The organism is Frondihabitans sucicola (genome assembly GCF_030296615.1).
Classification (GTDB): Bacteria; Actinomycetota; Actinomycetes; order Actinomycetales; family Microbacteriaceae; genus Frondihabitans; species Frondihabitans sucicola.
The window spans coordinates 2,231,221-2,252,243 of record NZ_AP027732.1 but is presented as its reverse complement, the minus strand read 5'-3'; the positions used below and the strand labels follow the sequence as shown (position 1 = coordinate 2,252,243).

Annotated in this window: 17 protein-coding genes and 3 pseudogenes; 2 read left to right on the top strand and 18 right to left on the bottom strand. The window is 69.0% G+C overall.

Translation table 11 applies throughout. The features are described from left to right. Window positions 1-57 precede the first annotated feature (57 nt). The 4 genes from hisH to QUE79_RS11615 form a co-directional block, all read right to left on the bottom strand. A complete protein-coding gene (hisH, locus tag QUE79_RS11630) occupies window positions 58-735 on the bottom strand; it encodes an imidazole glycerol phosphate synthase subunit HisH (RefSeq protein ID WP_286343271.1) in 678 nt (225 codons plus the stop codon). Further along, window positions 732-1,364, bottom strand: a complete 633-nt coding sequence (gene hisB / locus QUE79_RS11625) for an imidazoleglycerol-phosphate dehydratase HisB (RefSeq protein WP_286343270.1) — start codon at window positions 1,362-1,364, stop codon at window positions 732-734. Before hisB ends, hisH begins: the two co-directional genes overlap by 4 nt. Further along, window positions 1,361-2,446 carry a histidinol-phosphate transaminase gene (locus QUE79_RS11620; protein ID WP_286343269.1) on the bottom strand — a complete coding sequence of 362 codons (1,086 nt, stop codon included), beginning with the start codon at window positions 2,444-2,446 and terminating at the stop codon, window positions 1,361-1,363. The genes hisB and QUE79_RS11620 overlap by 4 nt, the downstream gene beginning before the upstream one ends. Before the next feature lie 160 nt (window positions 2,447-2,606). After that, a complete protein-coding gene (locus tag QUE79_RS11615; RefSeq protein ID WP_286343268.1) occupies window positions 2,607-3,020 on the bottom strand; it encodes a LysM peptidoglycan-binding domain-containing protein in 414 nt (137 codons plus the stop codon). A 366-nt stretch (window positions 3,021-3,386) separates the two neighbouring features. Here QUE79_RS11615 and lexA point away from each other — a divergent pair, with 366 nt between their 5' ends. Continuing rightward, on the top strand, window positions 3,387-4,070 hold the full coding sequence (lexA, locus tag QUE79_RS11610; protein ID WP_286343267.1) for a transcriptional repressor LexA: 684 nt from the start codon (window positions 3,387-3,389) through the stop codon (window positions 4,068-4,070). Window positions 4,071-4,146: 76 nt separating this feature from the next. Here the strand turns inward: lexA and metE are convergent. The 3 genes and pseudogenes from metE to hflX form a co-directional block, all read right to left on the bottom strand. Continuing rightward, window positions 4,147-6,470 (bottom strand): annotated as a pseudogene (gene metE / locus QUE79_RS11605) (5-methyltetrahydropteroyltriglutamate--homocysteine S-methyltransferase). Continuing rightward, window positions 6,467-7,429, bottom strand: coding sequence for a methylenetetrahydrofolate reductase (locus QUE79_RS11600; protein WP_286343266.1), 963 nt, complete (start codon window positions 7,427-7,429; stop codon window positions 6,467-6,469). Before QUE79_RS11600 ends, metE begins: the two are co-directional and overlap by 4 nt. A 317-nt stretch (window positions 7,430-7,746) precedes the next feature. Then, a pseudogene (gene hflX / locus QUE79_RS11595) lies at window positions 7,747-9,277 on the bottom strand (GTPase HflX). Between the two features lie 41 nt (window positions 9,278-9,318). Here hflX and QUE79_RS11590 point away from each other — a divergent pair. Beyond that, window positions 9,319-9,927: a class I SAM-dependent methyltransferase gene (locus tag QUE79_RS11590; RefSeq protein ID WP_286343265.1), complete on the top strand. Its 609-nt coding sequence runs from the start codon at window positions 9,319-9,321 to the stop codon at window positions 9,925-9,927. 241 nt (window positions 9,928-10,168) lie between these two features. Here QUE79_RS11590 and dapF read toward each other — a convergent pair. From dapF to QUE79_RS11535, 11 genes and pseudogenes are all read right to left on the bottom strand, one after another. Beyond that, window positions 10,169-11,033 (bottom strand): annotated as a pseudogene (gene dapF, locus QUE79_RS11585) (diaminopimelate epimerase). A gap of 23 nt (window positions 11,034-11,056) precedes the next feature. Continuing rightward, the gene (gene miaA / locus QUE79_RS11580) at window positions 11,057-11,992 is read right to left on the bottom strand and encodes a tRNA (adenosine(37)-N6)-dimethylallyltransferase MiaA (RefSeq protein WP_286343264.1); all 936 of its coding nucleotides are present in this window, start codon (window positions 11,990-11,992) and stop codon (window positions 11,057-11,059) included. Between the two features lie 3 nt (window positions 11,993-11,995). Then, on the bottom strand, window positions 11,996-13,564 hold the full coding sequence (gene miaB / locus QUE79_RS11575; protein ID WP_286343263.1) for a tRNA (N6-isopentenyl adenosine(37)-C2)-methylthiotransferase MiaB: 1,569 nt from the start codon (window positions 13,562-13,564) through the stop codon (window positions 11,996-11,998). 127 nt (window positions 13,565-13,691) lie between these two features. Further along, window positions 13,692-14,306: a regulatory protein RecX gene (locus QUE79_RS11570; RefSeq protein WP_286343262.1), complete on the bottom strand. Its 615-nt coding sequence runs from the start codon at window positions 14,304-14,306 to the stop codon at window positions 13,692-13,694. A gap of 92 nt (window positions 14,307-14,398) precedes the next feature. Continuing rightward, window positions 14,399-14,656: a hypothetical protein gene (locus tag QUE79_RS11565; protein WP_286343261.1), complete on the bottom strand. Its 258-nt coding sequence runs from the start codon at window positions 14,654-14,656 to the stop codon at window positions 14,399-14,401. Beyond that, entirely contained in the window at window positions 14,653-15,771 is a 1,119-nt protein-coding gene (recA, locus tag QUE79_RS11560; RefSeq protein ID WP_286343260.1) for a recombinase RecA, read from the bottom strand. Before recA ends, QUE79_RS11565 begins: the two co-directional genes overlap by 4 nt. A 283-nt stretch (window positions 15,772-16,054) precedes the next feature. Next, entirely contained in the window at window positions 16,055-16,279 is a 225-nt protein-coding gene (locus QUE79_RS11555) for a DUF3046 domain-containing protein (RefSeq protein ID WP_286343259.1), read from the bottom strand. Window positions 16,280-16,377: 98 nt separating this feature from the next. Next, window positions 16,378-16,686, bottom strand: coding sequence for a helix-turn-helix domain-containing protein (locus QUE79_RS11550; protein ID WP_123505971.1), 309 nt, complete (start codon window positions 16,684-16,686; stop codon window positions 16,378-16,380). A 144-nt stretch (window positions 16,687-16,830) separates the two neighbouring features. Further along, window positions 16,831-17,322: a CinA family protein gene (locus QUE79_RS11545; protein WP_286343258.1), complete on the bottom strand. Its 492-nt coding sequence runs from the start codon at window positions 17,320-17,322 to the stop codon at window positions 16,831-16,833. Then, a complete protein-coding gene (gene pgsA, locus QUE79_RS11540) occupies window positions 17,319-17,975 on the bottom strand; it encodes a CDP-diacylglycerol--glycerol-3-phosphate 3-phosphatidyltransferase (protein WP_286343257.1) in 657 nt (218 codons plus the stop codon). The genes QUE79_RS11545 and pgsA overlap by 4 nt, the downstream gene beginning before the upstream one ends. Window positions 17,976-17,979: 4 nt before the next feature. Next, on the bottom strand, window positions 17,980-20,889 hold the full coding sequence (locus QUE79_RS11535) for an FtsK/SpoIIIE family DNA translocase (RefSeq protein WP_286343256.1): 2,910 nt from the start codon (window positions 20,887-20,889) through the stop codon (window positions 17,980-17,982). Window positions 20,890-21,023 lie beyond the last annotated feature (134 nt).

Genomic DNA, 21,023 nt, shown 5'->3' with positions numbered 1-21,023 from the left:
CCTGGTGGTGGTGCTGTCGGGGATGGCCGAAGGTCGGATCGCGCAGGACGCGCAGGCCTACAGGGTCGCGAGCCAGTTGGTCAGCAGGCGGATGCCGGGCCGGCCGGACTTCTCGGGGTGGAACTGCGTGGCCCACAGCGGACCGTTCTCGACGGCGGCGACGAATGGGCCACCGTGGTCGGCCCAGGTGACCTTCGGCGACTTGCGGGCGCCGTACCCTTCGAGCGCCCAGTCTTGCGCCGCGTAGGAGTGGACGAAGTAGAAGCGCTCGTCACGGACGCCGTCGAAGAGGAGGGAGTCGTCGGGCGCCTGCACGGTGTTCCAGCCCATGTGGGGCAGGACATCGGCCTTGAGAGGTTCGACGGTGCCCGGCCACTCACCCAGACCCTCGGTCTCGTGGTCGCGCTCGACGCCGCGGTCGAAAAGGATCTGCATGCCGACGCAGATTCCCAGCACGGGCCGCCCGCCGGCGAGGCGGCGATCGATCTTCTCGGCGCCGCGGACCGACTGGAGCTGGCTCATGACGGCCGAGAACGCGCCGACACCCGGGACGAAGAGTCCGTCGGCTGCGGCGACTCGCCCGCTGTCGGCGGTGAGCTCGACGTCGGCGCCGGCGAGTTCGAGGGCTTTGATGGCCGAGTGGACATTGCCGCTGCCGTAGTCGAGCACGACGACCGTGGGCTTGGCGCCGCCGGTGTCGGAGCCCGGAGCGCGACCGTCGGAGCGGTCCGTCACAGGGCGCCCTTGGTGGAGGGGATGCCGGTCACGCGCGGGTCGAGCTCGACGGCAGCGCGAAGCGCCCGAGCGAACGCCTTGAACTCGGCCTCGGCGATGTGGTGCGGATCGCGACCACCCTGCACGGTGACGTGCACGGTCAAGCCGGCGTGGAAGGTGATCGCCTCGAACACGTGGCGAACCATCGAGCCGGTGAAGTGACCGCCGATGAGGTGGAACTCGAAGCCGGCGGGCTCACCGGAGTGGACCAGATAGGGACGGCCGGAGACATCGACCACGGCCTGGACCAGGGCCTCGTCGAGAGGGACGAGAGCGTCGCCGTAGCGGCGGATGCCCCGCTTGTCGCCGAGCGCCTCCTTGAGCGCGGTGCCGAACGCGATGCCGATGTCTTCGACGGTGTGGTGGACGTCGATGTGCGTGTCGCCGGTGGCCTTCACCTCGAGGTCGATGAGCGAGTGCTTCGAGAGCGCCGTCAGCAGGTGGTCGTAAAAGGGAACGGACGTGTCGATCGACGACGCACCCGTTCCGTCGAGGTCGATCGACAGCTCGATGCTCGACTCGCTGGTGGTGCGGGAGACGCGGGAGGTGCGCGCGGCTGCGCCACCCGAGGGCGTGGGCACTGTGCTCATGCCCCGAGCCTAATGTCGCGGAGCGCGTTCAAGAACGCGGTCGTCTCGGCCTCGGTGCCGGCGCTGACTCGCAGGTGGCCTGGGATGGAGAGGTCGCGCACGATGATGCCGCGCGCGAGCAACGCCTCGAAGACGGCGTGTGGGTCGTCGACACCGCCGAACAGGACGAAGTTCGACCAGGTCGGCCAGGGCTTGTAGCCCAGCTCGGTGAGCTCGTGCACGATCCGGTCGCGCTGCGCTTTGATGTCGTCGACCATCGCGAGCATCTCGTCGGCGTGACGGAGGGCTGCCACCGCGGCGGCCTGAGTGAGCGACGACAGGTGGTACGGCAGCCGCACCAGGCGAAGGGCGTCGATCACGGCGGGATCGGCGGCGAGGTAGCCGACGCGGGCTCCGGCGAAGGCGAACGCCTTGCTCATCGTGCGGGAGACCAGGAGCCGCGGACGCCCGTCGAGGAGCGTGACGGCGCTCGGACGGTCGGCCGGCATGAACTCGAAGTAGGCCTCGTCGACGAGGACGATGCCGCGGCTGGCCTCGTAGGCGGCCTCGATGGTGTCGAGCTCGAGCGGAGTGCCGGTCGGGTTGTTCGGGGCGCAGAGGAAGACGATGTCGGGATCGGTGCGCTCGATCTCGGCGCGAACGGTGTCGGGCGAGATGTCGAAGCCCGCGTCGCGGCGGCCCTCGAGCCACTCGGTGCCGGTGCCGCGAGTGATGATCGAGTGCATGGAATAGGTGGGAGGGAACCCGAGCACACTGCGACCCGGCCCGCCGAAGGCCTGCAGGATCTGCTGGATCACCTCGTTCGACCCGTTGGCCGCCCAGATCTGATCGGCCTGGACGCCGTGCCCGATGTAGCGCGCGAGCGCCTCGCGCAGCGGGGTGAACTCGCGGTCGGGGTAGCGATTGACGTCGAGGACCGCGGCGGCGAGGGACTCGACGATGTCGCGCGCGACGTCTTCGGGGATGGGATGCGTGTTCTCGTTGACGTTGAGCGCGACGGGCACCTTCTTCTGCGGTGCGCCGTAGGGCGACTGACCGCGGAGGTCGTCGCGAATGGGTAGGTCGTCGAGGGAAATGGCCACGACGCCATTTTACGGTGGCCCGCGGCACGTTACCGCGTTGTCCACAGGTGGCCGCGCGGACCTGACGGACGCAGACACGAAAGGCGCCCCAGCAGGGGCGCCTCAGGTGTGATCCGGCGAGCGGTCGAGTCGACCGGCGCGGCGCGAGCCGCGCTGCGGTCTACTTCTGCGTGTACTTCGTCGGAATGGCGAGCGATTGACCGGGCATGACCTCGGTGGAGCCGAGGTTGTTGAGCTGCTGGATGTCGGCGATGACGTCGCGCGGGTCGGCATTCGGGGCGACGTCTTCGGCGACGCCCCAGAGGGTCTCGCCGGCGCTCACCGTGACGTGCTGGAACTGGACGTGACCCGAAGTGCTCGTGGCAACGGCGCCACCGCCGCTCAAGACGAATCCGAGCACCGTGGCGAGGACGGCGACGACGACCGCGGCGGTCAGCACCACGCGACCGCGACGGGTGATGTGCAGGTGCGCGTGCTCGGCGGGCCGCGCCGGGGTCACCGGACGGACGGCCTCGGCGGGCAGGATGCCGTGGGTACCGGCGGAGCGGGGGAAGGCTGTGATCGTGGCGCTCATGGGGTGGTCCTCTCTAGCGTGTCGTTCTACAAGCACGGCCGTTCTACAAGCACGGCCGTGCAACGAGCACGGCCGCACAAAGCACGGCTTGAAACCTGGGTCTTCGCGCCGGGTGATCGAGACCGAACACTCGGCCGGGACTGCCCGTTCTGTTTCACTGACGCGAAGACGTGTTCCGAACATATCTTCGAATTGCGACGATTTCAAGAGGATTCGACCACTTTTCGCCAAAAAACAGGGCGACACACTCGAACATGTGTTTGTCGGAGCAGGAGTGACCGGATACAGTTTCGATCGATGGCCCCAGTAGAACAGGAGCCACCGACATTCGAACCAACAGTGCTCGAACACGACGGCGGGAGAACGATGAGCGAAGCGCGCACGACCGAGACGGACCCGCGGGCGCGGAAGCCGTTGACGGCCAAGCAGACGCTGATCCTGACCGCGATCCGCGACTCCATCGCCGATAGGGGTTACCCGCCGAGCATGCGCGAGATCGGCGACGCGGTGGGGCTGGCGTCGCTGTCGAGCGTCACCCATCAGCTGAATCAGCTCGAGCTCGCCGGGGCGATCCGCCGAGACCCGAACCGGCCGCGGGCGCTCGAGGTGCTGCTGGAAGATCCTGCGAAGCTCGTTCCCGAGCCCACGATCGCCCGCTACGACGACGACGACAACGTGACCGCCCGAGTGCCGCTCGTCGGCCGCATCGCGGCCGGAATCCCGATCACGGCCGAGCAGCAGGTCGAAGACGTCATGCCGCTCCCGCGCACCCTGGTCGGCAAGGGCGATCTGTTCATGCTCAAGGTCATCGGCGAGTCCATGATCGACGCTGCGATCTGCGACGGCGACTGGGTCGTCGTGCGGCAGCAGAACGACGCCGAGAACGGCGAGATCGTCGCGGCGATGCTCGACGACGAGGCCACGGTCAAGGTCTTCCGCCAGCGCGACGGCCACACCTGGCTCCTCCCCCGCAACTCCAACTTCGAGCCCATCGTCGGCGATCACGCGCAGATCCTCGGCAAGGTCGTGGCGGTCCTCCGCTCGCTCTAGCGAGACCGCCGAATGCACGAAATCCGCCCCTGGCCAGCTGGCCAGGGGCGGATTTCGTGCCTTCGGCGACGACCGGTTACGCCGGCTGCCCGACGCTCGAGCGGACTTCCCGCGCGGCATCGACCATGCGGGTCAGCGCAGGGACCACCTCGGCGTAGCCGCGGGTCTTCAGACCGCAGTCGGGGTTGATCCACAGCTTGTCCAGCGGCACGGACGCAGCGGCGACGGAGACCGACGAAGCCAGTTCGGCGGCGGACGGCACGCGCGGCGAGTGGATGTCGTAGACGCCCGGTCCGACGCCGCGGGAGAAGCCGACGCGGGCGAGGTCGTCGACGACCTCCATGCGCGAGCGCGCCGCCTCGATGCTCGTCACGTCGGCATCGAGATCGTCGATCGCCCGGATGACGGTGCCGAACTCCGAGTAGCAGAGGTGCGTGTGGATCTGCGTGGACGGACGCACGCCGGACGTCGCCAAGCGGAAGGAACGCGTCGACCAGGCCAGGTACGCCGAGTGGTCGTCGGACGCGAGAGGCAGCAGCTCGCGGAGGGCGGGCTCGTCGACCTGGATGATGCCGATTCCGGCCGCCTCGAGATCCTGCACCTCGTCGCGAAGCGCCAGGGCGACCTGGTCGGCGACCTGACCGAGGGGCAGGTCGTCACGCACGAACGACCAGGCCAGGATCGTGACGGGGCCGGTGAGCATGCCCTTGACCGGCTTCGAGGTGAGCGAGGCCGCGTAGGACGAGAGGGCGACCGTCATCGGCTTTGGGCGCGAGACGTCGCCCCAGAGGATGGAGGGCCTGGTGCACCGGGTGCCGTACGACTGGACCCAGCCCTGCTCGGTCACCGAGAACCCGTCGAGGAGCTCGGCGAAGTACTGGACCATGTCGTTGCGTTCGGGCTCGCCGTGGACGAGCACGTCCAGGCCCGCTGTCTCCTGAACCTCGATGACGCGCGCGATCTCTGCGCGCAGGGCCGCCTCGTACTCGGCGTCGGAGAGCTCTCCGCGGACGTTCGCGGCCCGGGCCCGACGGACCTCGGTCGTCTGCGGGAACGAGCCGATCGTCGTCGTCGGCAGCAGCGGCAGTCCCAGCGACTCGCGCTGCGCCTCGTCGCGCACTCCGGATGCGACGCGGGTCGTGTCATCGGTCGTGACCCGAGCCACCCGGGCGCGGATCGTGTCGTCGACCACGCCGGCGTGCGCTGCCCGGCGAGCGCGAGCATCCTGCGCCGCCTGGATCTCCGCGGACACGGTGGCTCGGCCCTGGGTGAGGCCTGCTGCGAGGACGCGCACCTCGTCGACGCGCTGGTCGGCGAAGGCGAGCCAGGAGACGAGCTCCGGGTCGAGCTCGGTCTCGAGGGCGGTGTCGTGCGGCAGGTGCTGCAGGGACGTCGTCGTGGTGACCGCGACCGCGCCGGGGACCCCGGCGGCGAGCGTCTCGAGCGAGGCCAGCGCGCGATCGAGGTCGGTGCGCCAGATGCTACGCCCGTCGACCACGCCGCCGACGACAGTGACGTCAGCGGGCACGGAGGAGAGGTCGGGCAGGATCCCGCGGACCAGGTCCAGCCCCACGGCCTCGACGCCCGTCGCAGCGAGCGTGGCCGCCGCAGAGCGCGAATCGCCGTACGAGAGCGCGACGAAGATCTCCGGGCGGTCCGTCGCCGCCGCGAGGGCCTCGTAGACGCGCCCCGCCGTTGCGACCAGGGTGTCGCGATCGACGGCGAGGTTGTCACTGACGAGCCCGGGCTCGTCGAGCTGAACCCACTCGGCCCCGGCCGCCTTCAGTTCGGCCAGGAGGGAGACGTAGACGGGCACGAGACGGTCGATCACGTCGAGCGGCGCGAAGCCCTCCGGGGCGTCCTGCGCCGCGACGCTGAGCGCCAGCAGCGTCACCGGTCCCACCACGACCGGGCGAGTGACGTACCCGTCTGCCGCGGCTTCGCGGACGCGGTCGGCGAACTCGGTGCGGGCCAGGTCGAAGGACGCGTCTGCGCCGATCTCCGGGACGAGGTGGTGGTAGTTGGTGTCGAACCACTTGGTCATCTCGAGCGGCGGGTGGGTCTCGTCCCCCGGGCGAGCAGGAACTCGGTCTCGCGACCGGCACCCTCGGCGACGTCAGCGAACCGCGTGGGGATGGCGCCGACCGCCAGCGCGGTGTCGAGCACCTGATCGTAGAAGGAGAAGTCCTCCGGGATGCTCGAGTCGGTCTTCGAGAGGCCGAGCTCGGCGAGGCGCGCGCGGCGCGTGGAGCGGAGCGCCCGAGCGGCCGTCTCGAGCTCGTCGAGGGACGACGTACCGGCCCAGTGGCTCTCGATGGCGCGCTTCAGTTCGCGTCGGGCGCCGACTCGCGGATAGCCCAGGATGCTCGCGGTCGGGAAGGAGGACGAGGTGGTGGTCATGCGAAGGTCCGTTCGGTGCGGGCGACTGCTGCGTCGCGGTGTGTGGTGGGGGTGGTGGGGTCAGAGGATTCGAGGCTGTCGAGGATCCGCAGGACGGGCTCGGCCGCGTTCAGCGTGTAGAAGTGGATGGCCGGAGCCCCGACCTCGAGAAGGGCGCGGCTCAGACGAGACGCGAAGGCCACTCCGACGGCCTCGGCGTCTTCGGGACTGCCGGCGGCGTCGAGGGCTTCGGCGAGCTCTGTCGGTACCGGTCCCCCGGTCAGTTCGACGACTCGGCGAAGGCGGTCGGCGCTCGTCACGGCCAGAACGCCCGGGACGATCGGGATCGTCACGCCGGCGGCTCGCGCCCGCTCGACGTACGCCGCGTAGCCTTCCGGCTCGAACTGCACCTGCGTCAGTGCCCGAGTCGCCCCGGCGCGCTGCTTCGCGGCGAGGAGGGCCAGGTCGTGGTCGATCGCTGTGGCGTGGGATCGTGCGCCCGCCGGATGTCCGAGCGGGAAGGCGGCGACGGCGATGTCGGGGTCGTCGATGCCCGCCTCCGCGAACGTCTCTCGCGCGATCGCCACGAGGTCGGACGCCGTGACGGGTCCGGCGAGGCCCGGCTCGACGCGCGGCGGGTCGCCTCGGACGGCCAGGACGCGGCGGACACCCTGATCGCGAAGGGTCCGGACCCGATCGCGCAGTTCGTCGGGGTCGGCGCCCCAGGTGGTGACGTGGGCCAGGACGGGCGCCGCGACATGCGTCTGGACGTAGCCGACGAGATCCGCCGAGGCCGATGCGCCGGTGCCCGCCGCACCGCAGGTGACCGCGACGAAGGCGGCACCGCGCTGGGACAGCCGCTGCACGGTGTGCCCCAGGGCGAGGGCCGCCGCCGAGGTCCGCGCGGGGAACACCTCGACGGAGAACGGGACCGATCCCGGCGGCACGCTACCGCTCGGGGGAACTGCTGATGCAACCACGGTGGGTCTCTTTTCGAAAGGAGACGAACCGGTGTGCGGAGCGAAGCCGCCACGAGGGAGGCCCGGCACACCGAATGACTGACCACGAGGGTCTCGGTGCGAGTGCCGGGCTCGGCTTGTCGCTGTCGCCCTGACCGCTGACGACGTGCAGGCCAAACTACGCGAGGGCGGTGGAAGACGAAAGCGCGCGACGCGGTGTGTGACGCCGTGTGACAGCAGCATGCGGACGCATGGGCGTGGGAGTTGGCATCACCAGCATCGTGGCCGCCACACGGAAACCGCCCCCTCCCGAGCGGGAAGGGGCGGTCTCAGGTGGATCAGTGAGCGAACTCGCCGAGGGCCGATGCGTCTTGCGGGTAGACCTTGGCGGTCACGCGCGTCCCGGCCTCGAGGTACTCGACGTCGACGACGCGACCGATCTCGTGGATCCGAGCGATCACCTCGCCGCGGTCGTAGGGCACGAGGAGGTCGAGCTCGACCTCGGGACGCGGCAGGAACTCGGCCAGCCGCGCGCGCAGCTCGTCGATGCCCTCGCCGGTGCGAGCCGAGACGAAGATCGCGTCGGGCACCATTCCCCGCAGGACGAGGCGCTGGCTCTCGTCGACGAGGTCGCTCTTGTTGAAGACGACCACCTCGGGGATCTCGCGGCCGTCGACCTCGGAGATCACCTCGCGAACCGTCGCCAACTGTGCGGCCGGGTCGGGGTGCGACCCGTCGACCACGTGGACGATGATGTCGCTGCCACTGACCTCCTCGAGCGTGGAGCGGAACGCCTCGACGAGCTGGTGCGGCAGGTTGCGCACGAAACCGACGGTGTCGGCGTACGTGAACGGCCGCCCGTCGTCGGTCATGCTCTTCCGGACCGTCGCGTCGAGAGTCGCGAACAGGGCATTCTCGACGAGCACTCCCGCCCTGGTGAGACGGTTGAGCAGACTCGACTTGCCCGCGTTCGTGTAGCCGGCGATGGCGACGCTCGGAACGACGTTGCGCACACGGTTCGCCCGCTTCGCCTCGCGCGCCGGCTTCATCTCCTTGATCTTCTTTCGCAGGATCGCCATCCGCGTGTGGATACGACGCCGGTCGAGTTCGATCTTGGTCTCACCGGGGCCACGCGAACCCATGCCGTTTCCGGCACCCACCTGGCCACCGGCCTGACGGGACATCGACTCGCCCCAACCGCGCAACCGCGGGAGGAGGTACTCGAGCTGGGCGAGTTCGACCTGTGCCTTGCCCTCACGGCTCTTGGCGTGCTGGCTGAAGATGTCGAGGATCACGGCCGTGCGGTCGATCACCTTCACCTTCACCACGTCTTCGAGCGCGCGCCGCTGGCTCGGGGCCAGCTCCGTGTCGGCGATCACCGTGTCGGCGCCGAGCGCCAGCACGGTGTTCTTGAGTTCGATCGCCTTGCCGCTTCCGAGATACGTGCTCGGATCGGGGTGCGGGCGCCGCTGGAGCAGCCCGTCGAGAACGACCGCGCCGGCCGTCTCGGCGAGCGCCGCGAGTTCGCGGAGGAGTTCTCGGCGTCCTGCAGGCTTCCTGCGAGTAGACGCCGATCAGCACCACGTTCTCGAGGCGCAGCTGCCGGTACTCGACCTCGGTGACGTCCTGAAGTTCGGTCGACAGGCCGGCCACGCGCCGGAGCGCCTGCCGGTCTTCGAGGTCGTACTGGTCGCCGTCCGAGCCGATGTCGTTGCTGTCGCCGAGTCCGCTGCCGCCGAGGCCCTGGGTCTGGATCGCCTGGGCGGGCGAGAAGACCGAGAGGCCGGCGCGGCTCTCGGAACCGCGCAGGATGCGGTCGACGACGTCGTCGCTCTCCTGGCGCTCCGTGCCGGGGCCATGTTCAGTCATTGCAGTCACATTAGACCTTTCAGGTTCGATAATCTGTGGGGATGGCCAGCGAGCACTACTTCTCGTCGCAGCCGTCGAGCGAGCTCCGACCGCGAGAGATCACGGTCCGGATCGCAGGCCGCGAACTCTCTCTGGCGACCGCCGCCGGCGTCTTCTCACCGGGGCGGATCGACCCGGGCACCGAGGTGCTCCTGGCCGAGATGCCGACGCCACCGCGCGACGGCATTTTCTTGGATGTGGGATGCGGTTGGGGGCCCATCGCTCTGACGCTCGCGCTGCTCTCCCCCGACGCCACCGTCTGGGCGGTCGACGTGAACGAGCGCGTGCTCGAGTTGCTTCGCGAGAATGCGAAGCGGGCGGGCATCACCAATATCAACGCGGTGCTGCCCGGCGATGTTCCCTCCGACGTCGTGTTCGACGGAATCTGGTCGAACCCGCCCATCCGAGTCGGAAAGGCGGTTCTCCACGAGATCCTGTCGACCTGGTTGCCGCGACTCGGCGTCGACTACGAGGCGTACCTCGTGGTGGCGAAGAATCTCGGAGCCGACTCGCTTCAGAAATGGCTGAACGAGCATCTGGACGGTGTCGTCGAAGTAGAGCGAACGTCGACGTCGAAGGGGTATCGCGTCTTGCGCGCAACGCGGCTGTAGGCGTACAGGACACCGCCGCGGCGCAGCAGGCGGACTAGATCCAGGTGAAAAGCTTCATGGATCGAGCATAGCCGGGCTCGGGGGCTGGGCGCCAGGTGCTGTTCGTTCGCGGATCGCTCGGCGGGAACAGCGGGGCGATGTGAGCGGGGTGCCTGGAGCACGAGGGCGGCAGCGGACACGACGGGCACCCAGCACGAGCACGAGCACGAGCACGAGGGCGCACCGTGCACCGGCGCTCGGGTCAGATCGCGAGCTCGCCCGTGAAGACCAGTTCGGCCGGGCCACTGAGCGACACGTGCTCGCCGTCTTCGGTCGCGAACATGCGGACGCCGACGGTGCCGCCGGGAACATCGACGCGCCACTGGTCGGGAGCCCCTGGCCTGCCCAGTAACGGGTGGCCAGGGCGGCAGCCGCAGCACCGGTGCCGCACGAGAGGGTCTCGCCCGAGCCGCGCTCGTGGACACGCATCGTGATGCGCCCGACACCGTCGGCGACCAGCGGGTCGGAGGGGACCACGAATTCGACGTTCGCCCCGTCGACCGGCGTCGGCTCGACGATCGGGATGACGGTGAGATCGATCGCGGCGAGCTCGTCGGCCGACGCGATCGCCACGACGACGTGCGGGTTGCCGACGTTCAGGCCGAGACCCGGACGGACGGCGTGGAGGTCGCGCGCGCGCACCTCGGGGTGCTCGTCGTCGAGGCGCCAGCGCCCGAGATCGACCTGGAAGCCCCGACTGTTCAGCTGCACGTCGCGGACGCCGGCGCGCGTGCCGACCGCCAGGGTGTCGCCCGCCGCGAGCGTGGTCAGGCCCTGCTCGATGAGATAGGCCGCGAACACTCGGATGCCGTTACCGCACATCTCGGCGACGCTGCCGTCGGCATTGTGGTAATCCATGAACCACTCGGCGCTGGAGTCTTCGGCCAGGACGGCCGCCCCTTCGGGGTGCTTCTCCGAGCGGACTGCCCGAATCACGCCGTCGCCCCCGACGCCGAAGCGCCGGTCGGCCAGGGCGCGGATGCGCTCGGGGGTGAGATCGAACTCCCCTCGGGGTCGGAGAACAGCACGAAGTCGTTGCCGGTGCCCTGGCCCTTCGTGAAGCGCACGGTCGTGGGGGTGGTGGAGGTGCTCACCCGAGAAGTGTATCGGCGGCGGCCGACACCGCGGTCGGGTCGCCGGAACGCGACCACGCGACCCGCGGGTAGCGCTTGAACCAGCTCACCTGACGGCGTGCGTAGCGTCTGGTGAGCTGCTTCGTGGCATCCTGCGCCTCTTCTTCGCCGAGGAGGCCACGCACCTGACCGATCGCCTGCGCGTAGCCGATCGCTCGGCTCGCGGTGACGCCGCGGTCGAGCCCGAGCGGCAGCAGGTGCTCGACCTCGGAGACGAGCCCGGCACTCCACATGGCTTCGACTCGTCGGTCGAGGCGATCGACCAGGACGGCTCGCTCTTCGTCGAGGCCGATGAGAGAGACAGGACGCCAGAGCGGAGCGTCGTCGGGAAGCCCGACCGCGAACGGCTCCCCGGTGATCTCGCCGACCTCGAGGGCGCGCACGAGACGGCGCCCGTTGAAACGGCCGATGGCCACGGCTGCAGCAGGATCACGGTCGTGCAGGAGATCGTAGAGGGCTCGGCTCCCGCCGTCGTCGAGAAGCTGCTCGTAGCGACGACGGACCTCGGGATCGGTGCCCGGAAACCGGAAGTCGAAGACCACTCCGCTCACGTACAGACCGGAGCCCCCGACGAGGAGAGGGATCGCTTCGCGCCCCAGGATCTCGTCGACCACGTCGCGCGCGCGCCGCTGGTACCACTCGACACTGGCCTCGTCGGTCACCTCGAGCACATCGAAGAGGTGGTGCGGGATGCCGCGGCGCTCACCCGGCAGGAGTTTGGCCGTGCCGATGTCCATCCCCTGGTACAGCTGCATGGCGTCGGCGTTGACCACTTCGGCGGTGCGCCCGCGCCGAGCGAGTTCGTCTGCGAGGTCGAGGGCGAAGCCGGACTTGCCGGTACCCGTGGCGCCGACGATCGCGGCGAACCGTGGAGCCTGGTCGGGGCGCGGCACCGCCTAGCGTTGCCCGTCGGACGGATCGTAGATCGGCGTCGTGGCGACGCGCAGCGTCGGCAGTCCCAGGGACACCTTCGCCCCCGCCTCGCCCGCGGCAGCACCCCCGTGGCCCGGAGGGACGGCACAGGAGGCGCTTTCGGCGTTGTCCCACGCGTCACCGGCTCGGGTGCGCCGCACCTCGAACGGCGCGCCGAGCGTTGCGTCGGCGATGAGGTAGAACGGCTTGGCGTCGGTGACGACGGTCGTGACCACGTCGCCCGGGCGCGGTACGTCGGCGCCGGCCGGAACCTCGAAGTGCACGAGCCGGGAGTCTTGAGAGCGGCCCGAGAGCCGATGGGTCGCGCTGTCTTTGCGCCCCTCACCGGTCGCGACCAGGAGTTCGACCCTGCTGCCGACCTGCTTCTGGTTCTCTTCGAAGGAGATCCGGTCTTGGAGGGCGATCAGCCGCTCGTAGCGCTCCTGGACGACCTCTTTCGGGATCTGGTCGGGAAGATCGGCTGCGGGTGTTCCGGGGCGAATCGAATACTGGAAGGTGAAGGCGCTGGCGAACCGAGCCGCTTCGACGACGCGAAGGGTCTCGCGGAAGTCGTCTTCGGTCTCGCCGGGGAAGCCCACGATGATGTCGGTGCTGATCGCCGCGCCCGGGATCTTGGCGCGGACCCGATCGAGGATGCCGAGGAACTTCTCGCTGCGGTAGCTGCGCCGCATCGCCTTGAGGATGCGATCGGACCCGGACTGCAACGGCATGTGCAGCTGCGGCATCACGTTCGGCGTCTCGGCCATCGCGTCGATGACGTCGTCGGTGAAGGCTGCCGGATGCGGGCTCGTGAAGCGCACGCGCTCGAGGCCCTCGATCTGACCGGCGGCGCGCAGGAGCTTGGCGAAGGCACCGCGGTCGCCGAACTCGACGCCGTAGGAGTTGACGTTCTGCCCGAGCAGCGTCACCTCGATGGCGCCGTCGTCGACCAGCGAACGGATCTCCGACAGGATGTCGCCCGGTCTGCGGTCTTTCTCCTTGCCGCGCAGCGACGGCACGATGCAGAACGTGCAGGTGTTGTTGCAGCCGACCGAGATCGAGACCCAGCCGCTGTAGGTCGAGTCGCGTTTGGTCGGAAGGGTCGAGGGGAAGACGTCGAGCGATTCCAGGATCTCGAGTTGTGCCTCGTCGTTGTGCCGCGCGCGCTCGAGGAGGGTCGGCAGGGCTCCCATGTTGTGCGTGCCGAAGACGACGTCGACCCAGGGGGCCTTGTCGAGGATGACCGATTTGTCTTTCTGCGCCAGGCAGCCGCCGACCGCGATCTGCATGCCCTCGTGGCCCCGCTTGACGGACGCCAGGTGCCCGAGAGTGCCGTACAGCTTGTTGTCGGCGTTCTCGCGCACGGCGCAGGTGTTGATCACGACGATGTCGGCCTCTGCGCCGTCGGCCGGCACGTACCCAGCGGCTTCGAGCGAGCCGCTGAGGCGCTCGGAGTCGTGCACGTTCATCTGGCACCCGAACGTGCGCACCTCGTAGGTGCGAGGTGCAGGGGCGTCGCTGCGCGGCGCGCTGGTTTCGAGGACCGTCGACATAGTGCTCCAGTGTAAATCGTCGAGGGGATGTGCGAGTGCTGTTGCGGGGTGCGGAGTTGGCAGCCCGGTTTCGCGGGCTGGCTTCGCGTGCTGGCAGGGCGTGCTGGCAGGGCGGGTCTGCGCGCAGCTACTCGAAGCGGACGCCACCGCGACCGGAACCCCCGCGCGGCAGGGCGCGCTCGACGGCCCGGCGGATGACCTCGGAGCGGTAGCCGCGGCGCATGAGGAAGCCGTTGAGCCGGCGCTCGGCCGTCGCCTGGTCGAGGCCGCGGAGCTGCCCGGCGCGTTTGAGAGCCCAGTCGTCGGCGCGACTCTGCTCTTCGTCGTCATCGATGTCGGCGATGGCTGCGTCGATCGCCTCCTGCGCGAGGCCGCGCTGCCGCAGCTCGGACGTGATGGCGCCCTTGCCCAGGCCCTTTCGCTCCTGCTTGGAGCGCACGAGGTTCTCGGCGAGTTCGGCGTCATCGAGAAGGCCGACGCGCTCCAGGCGCTCGACCTCGGCCGCAACAACCTGCTCGGGGAGGTCGCGCGACAGCAGGGTCTTAGCCATTTCGCTGGACGAGACTCCGCGACGACTGAGCGCGTGCAGGCTGATGTTCTCTGCTCGTCGCTGAGCCGCTTCGAGGGTCTCTTCGGGCTCGGCCTCGTCGGCGTCGTCTACGGTCTCGGAGAACGATACGGCCGGGGTCGGCGGGCTCTCACTCTTCGCGGCGAAGGCGGCGTACGTGGGAAGAGCGCTCACGAGCCCGCGGAGGCCGGAGCCGGACGAGGGACGGCTCGCGCCGGCGTCGGCCTCGGCTGCCCTCGGCCCCTTTCCCGCCTCGTCGTCCCCGCTCAGGCCTTCTCCGCGCGCGTCAGCGCGCGGCGCGTCGAGATCGGGCTCGTCGGCACCCGGCTCGTCGGCACCCGGCTCGTCGGCACCAGGCTCGTCGGCACCAGGCCGATCAGCCGTGGCCCATTCGTCGTCGGACGACCACCCGGCCGCGCCGCGGCCGGCAGTGGCAGCATCGTGCGCCGACCCGGCACTTCGACCGGCCCCCTGGCCCCGAACAGCGGTGTGACCGGGGCCAGGTGGTCGTCGGCGGGGGTCATGCGCCCTTGCGCTCGGCCAGTTTGCGCTGGAGGGGCTCGACAGGGGCCGCCAGCTCTGCGGCGACCGCAGCAGCAGCGGTGGCAGCGGCGTCGGTGGCAGCCTTCGCTGCCTTGCCGTCAGCGCCGACACCGAGCTTGGCGAGGATCTTCTGCTCGATCTCGTCGGCGATGGCAGCGTTCTGGAGCAGGAAGTTGCGCGAGTTCTCTTTGCCCTGGCCCAGCTGATCGCCCTCGTAGGTGTACCAGGCACCCGATTTGCGAACGATGCTGTGCTCGACGCCGAAGTCGATCAGACTGCCCTCGCGGGAGATGCCGACCCCGTAGAGGATGTCGAATTCGGCCTGCTTGAAGGGCGGCGCCATCTTGTTCTTGACGACCTTGACACGCGTTCGGTTGCCGACCGCGTCGCTGCCGTCTTTCAGAGTCTCGATGCGTCGGATGTCGAGTCGGACCGAGGCGTAGAACTTGAGCGCTTTACCCCCGGCCGTGGTCTCGGGGCTGCCGAAGAAGACACCGATCTTTTCGCGGAGCTGGTTGATGAAGATCATGGTCGTGCCGGTCTGGTTGAGGCCACCGGTGAGCTTGCGCAGGGCCTGCGACATGAGGCGGGCCTGCAGACCCACGTGGGAGTCGCCCATCTCGCCTTCGATCTCGGCCCGGGGAACCAGCGCGGCCACCGAGTCGATGACCACGAGATCGATCGAGCCCGAGCGGACGAGCATGTCGGCGATCTCGAGGGCCTGCTCGCCGGTGTCGGGCTGCGAGACCAGGAGGGCGTCGATGTCGACGCCGAGCTTCTTGGCGTACTCGGGGTCGAGCGCGTGCTCGGCGTCGATGAAGGCGGCGATGCCACCGGCAGCCTGGGCGTTGGCGATGGCGTGCAGAGTGAGCGTCGTCTTACCCGACGACTCGGGGCCGTAGATCTCGACGATGCGGCCGCGCGGAAGGCCACCGATGCCGAGGGCGACGTCGAGGGCGATCGAGCCGGTAGGGATGACGGCGACGGGCGCGCGCTCGTCGCTGCCGAGCCTCATCACGGCACCCTTGCCGAACTGGCGGTCGATCTGGGCGAGAGCGGTCTCGAGAGCCTTCTCGCGATCAGCAACTGAGGGCATGGTGTTCTCCTAGTGGTTGGTCACCTGCGCGGTCGAGACCGAGACGGTAACAAGCGGTGCGCCTATAGGCTGTCGCGTCTCAGTCGGCCGGTGGAGCAAGGCCGCCAGGTCTACGACAAGGCTGTGGGGAGCGCTGTTGACCGGAACGTTACGGAAGGCCACCGACACTCGGGAGCGTCGGGTGGCGAACTGTGCAGAACCGGGCTCTCGCGAGCCCCTGTGAGGGAGAGGCTAGCACCGAACCGAACACACGTTCGAGTGGAGAAGACGGCGTGTCGAGCGGCTACGCGCGCGGCTTCGGAAGCCCCACTCCGTGGCGGCGCGCCACGGGGACGTCCTGCGCTTCGCAGAGGGCCAGCCAGACGTCTCGGGGCTCCGCACCGCGGGCGATGGCCTCGTCGGCCGACACGTTGCCGAGGGTCGGCAGGACGACGTCGCGGGTCAGGACGCGGCCATACCCCTCGCCGAACTCGTCGACGATGGCTCGGGTGAACTCGCTCTTGCGCACGGATCGAAACTACCTTCCACAGGGACCGAAGAAAACGAACGCCCCGGCCGAGGCCGGGGCGTTCGCCGCTCATGACGAGCGAAGCTCGTGGCGGAGTGTCAGCGGACCGCGAGGTCAGCGTCGAACTCGGCGACGAGGTCGTCGGGGAGCGTGTCGGGGACGGGGCTGAGCCCCTCGAGGACCGCCATGCGGTCTCCGACCTCACGCATGATGGTGGAAATCGGCGTCTCGAGAGCATCCGCCACCGAGGCGAGGATCTCGGAACTGGCCTCTTTCTGGCCACGCTCGACCTCGCTCAGATATCCGAGCGCCACGCTGGCCTTGGAAGCGACCTGACGCAGCGTACGACCTTTTTGCAGGCGGAAGTCACGAAGGACGTCACCGATTTCTTGACGTACGAGAACCATAGGACCCTCCTCCTGAGGACGACCCACCGTGATCGAAGTACCAGGTGGGTGAGTAACACTAATGCCACCGCTGCTGTAACTGTAGCCAGCAGACTTTGAATGCGCCGTGTGTACCTGTGAGATGTAACGAGACCGAAACCCGCGCTATTCCCGAGGTTGCCTGAGCATTCGCTCGACTGCCACCAGTGATTCGTACACGGTCGCCCTTCGGATTGCCTCGCGGTCGCCCTCGAGGTGGAGCGCCGTCACGTCGGTGCGGGATCCCCACGCCACGCCGACGAACACGGTGCCGACCGGTTGACCGTCCTGCGGATCAGGCCCGGCGACACCTGTCGTCGCGACACCGATGTCGGCGTCACGACCACCGACCGCCAGACGCGAGCGGACCCCGCGGGCCATCTGAGCGGCGACGTCGGGATGGACCGCGCCCTCGGCGTCGAGCAGGGTCGAGGACACCCCGAGCAGCGAGTGCTTCAACTCGGTCTGGTAGGCCACCACTCCCCCGGCCACCACGGTGGACGCTCCCGGCACCGAGACCAGTTCGGCCACGACCAGGCCGCCCGTGAGCGACTCGGCGACCGCAATGGTGAGACCGGCCTGTCGAAGCTCGGAGACGAGCGACGAGGCCGAGGTCACGCGTGATCCTGCGCGCTGCCTCGGGAGTGCTGGAGCGCGACCCGCATGTAGTCGAGCCCGGACAGGATCGTCGCCAGGAACGCCGCAGACATCAGGACGATGTTGACGTAGTTGAACCAGTCGCCGAACCAGTGCACGAAGGGGAAGAGCGCCAGAGTGAGAGCGATGCCCTGGAGCAGCGTCTTGAGCTTTCCGCCGCGCGACGCGGCGATGACGCGGTCGCGCAGGGCCACGAAGCGATAGACCGTGATGCCGACCTCGCGGATCAGGATGAGGATGGTCACCCACCAGGGGAGCTCGCCCAGAACGGAGAGCACGATGAACGCCCCACCGGTGAGCACCTTGTCGGCCAGCGGATCGACGATCTTGCCGAAGTCGGACACCAGATTCTGTCGCCGGGCCAGGAATCCGTCGAGGCTGTCGGTGAGAATCGCGACGACGAAGATCACGGCGGCCCAGACGCGCAGCGGCCCGTACGCGTGGTCGTCGGCGATCAAGAGCACGAAGAACAGCGGTGCCATGAGGATGCGCACCACGGTGATGATGTTGGCGATGTTGGCCGTGTTCGCCGGACCGTCGCCGCGGCTGACGATCCTCCCGGTGAACGGGAAGGCCTTGCTGGGCGACGCGTCGGGCGTCGGTGGGGTGCTCATGGACTCAGTCTCGTCCTGTCAGGCCCCAGGCGTCTTCAGACTCGTCGTCACCGTCGACCTCCTGGTAGCCGCGGGTCATGTCACCGACGGGATCGGAACCGTAGCGGTTGTCACCCGAGCCGCCCGACGACGCATACCGCGGGTCGTCGACGGTCGGCGTCGCGGGAGCGGCTCCCGAAGGGCCGTCCATGCCGCGAAGCTTCGCCAGGACGCCGGGCAGCTGCTCGACGGTGACGAGGACGTCGCGGGCCTTCGACCCTTCGGAGGGGCCGACGATGTCGCGTGACTCCATGAGGTCCATCAGACGGCCGGCCTTGGCGAAGCCGACCCGGAGTTTGCGCTGGAGCATCGAGGTCGACCCGAACTGCGTCGACACGACGAGCTCGGCGGCGGCGAGGAGCAGCTCGAGGTCGTCGCCGATGTCGCCGTCGATCTCTTTCTTCTCGACGACCTGGGCCACGTCGGCGCGGTAGTCGGGACGAGCCTGACGGGTGACGTGGGCGACCACGTCGTTGATCTCGCTCTCTTGCACCCAAGCGCCCTGGACCCGCATGGCCTTGGACGCGCCCATCGGCAGGAAGAGCCCGTCGCCCTGTCCGATGAGCTTATCGGCCCCCGGCTGGTCGAGGATGACGCGGGAGTCGGTGACGCTGGCGACGGCGAACGCGAGCCTCGACGGCACGTTGGCCTTGATCAGACCGGTGACCACGTCGACCGAGGGCCGCTGCGTTGCGAGCACGAGGTGGATGCCCGAGGCGCGCGCCAGCTGCGTGATCCGGACGATCGAGTCTTCGACGTCGCGCGGGGCCACCATCATGAGGTCGGCGAGCTCGTCGACGACGACCAGGAGATACGGGTACGGCTTGAGCGACCGCTCACTGCCCTGCGGCAGGACGATCTCGTTGTTCACGACGGCGCGGTTGAAGTCGTCGATGTGACGGAAGCCGAACGACGCGAGGTCGTCGTACCGCATGTCCATCTCTTTCACGACCCACTGGAGCGCCTCGGCGGCCTTCTTGGCGTTCGTGATGATCGGCGTGATGAGATGCGGGATGCCCGAGTAGATGGAGAGCTCGACGCGCTTCGGGTCGATGAGCACCATGCGCACGTCGCTGGGCTTGGCGCGCATCAGGAGCGAGGTGATCAGGGTGTTGATGAAGATCGACTTGCCGGACCCGGTCGACCCGGCGACCAGGAGGTGAGGCATCTTGGCGAGGTTCGCCACGACGTACCCGCCCTCGACGTCTTTGCCGACGCCGATGGTCATCGGGTGCGTGCTCTTCGTCGCCGCCGAGGAGCGCAGGACGTCGCCGAGGGAGACGATCTCGCGATCGGTGTTCGGGATCTCGACGCCGATGGCGCTCTTGCCGGGGATCGGCGAGAGGATGCGGACCTCGTTCGACGCGACGGCGTACGAGAGGTTCTTCGACAGAGCCGTGACCTTCTCGACCTTGACGCCCGGGCCGAGCTCGATCTCGTAGCGCGTGACCGTCGGGCCACGGCTGAAACCGATCACGCGGGCATCGACGTTGAACTGGGTGAGCACCTCGGTGATCGCCGCGACGATGGTGTCGTTGGCCTCGGACCGGGTCTTGGCCGGATCGCCGACGCTCAGGGTCGAGACGGCCGGCAGCCGGTAGGGCTCGGCGTCTGCGTCGGCCTCGTCGAGATCGAAGCGCGGCAGGGCTTCGGCCTCGTCGGGCTCGAAGAAGTCGGCCGCGGCGTCGGAGGGCCCGAGGGCCGCAGCGGGCACGACCGGAGCGGCGGGTGCGAGGCCTGCGGACGGGACGCCGTCCGAGGGAATCACGGTCGTGGGCGAGTCGTCGGCCGGCGACAGGTGACGGACGGCCTCTTCGGCGAAGCCGAGATCGCTGAGCAGGTCGGTCTCGCCCGTGGCGGCCGCGGCCGAGTCGGTGTCGGTCTGGCCCTCGATGATGTCGGTGAACGAGGCGACCTCGTTCTTGCGCCCGCGGCGCTTGCGCGACGACGCGAGGGCTTCCGTCTGCGCCGTCTCGGCGACGACGGGCGAGTCGTAGGGGTCTTCTTCGCGCCCGCTCTTGTTGCGGCGCCACCAGGGAAGCGAGTCGCCGTCGTCGTCGGCCTCCGCCTCGTCGTCGGCGGGGAGCACCCGAGTGGTCTTGTCTCGAGGCGTCTCGGCGAGCTCCTCCGGCCCGGGAGCGCCGAAGAGGTAGGCGTAGAGCTCGTGGACGCGCCGCCCGATGTGATTGGGCGGCGTCTTGGTGATGATCAGGATCGACAGGGCGAGCACGATGCAGACGATCGGGACGGCGACCCACGCGGTGAGCAGATTGACCATCCACGAGGCCACGACCCAGCCGAGGATGCCGCCACCGGCCGCGAGGCCGACCATCCCGTCGGCGGCGACCGGGCGACCGCCGTAGATGTGGCAGAGGCCGCTGATCGACACGACCATCAGGCCCAGCCCGATGCCGATGCGCGTGTTGTCGTGGACGGACGACGGATGCCGGAACAGCCACCCGGCGAACACGACCATGATGACCGGCAGAGCGTAGGCCACGCGGCCGAACAGCCCGCCGAACGTGTAGTGGTCGAGGGCCAGGGCGATCGGGTCGGCCGGGTTCAGCCATTCGACGACGGCGCCGGCGATGGCCAGCAGCACGAGGAAGAACGGGACACCGTCGCGACGCTCGGCAGGATCGAGGGACTCGCGCCCCAGGACCCGGAACCCGGCACCGACCATGTGCGCCAGCCCGAGCCACGCGCGCGTGCCGAGACCCGGCCCCTCGGCGACCGGAACCGGTGCTTTCGAGGCGGGCAGTCGCTTGGTCGGAGCGGCCCCGGAGCGCGACGAACCGCGCGCAGGAGCCTTCGCCGACGCGGGGGTCTTCGAGGCCGCGCGAGGGCGCGGCGACGGTTTCGTGCTCGTAGCCATGCGGCAAAGCTACAGCCCGCCACCGTCAGCCGCCTCCTAGACGAGCGCGTGTCACGAGTCACACGAGCCACACGAGTCACACGACTTCCCCGGAAAATCACCAAAACCCTCGCTCTCGGGCACCGCTCTCGTCC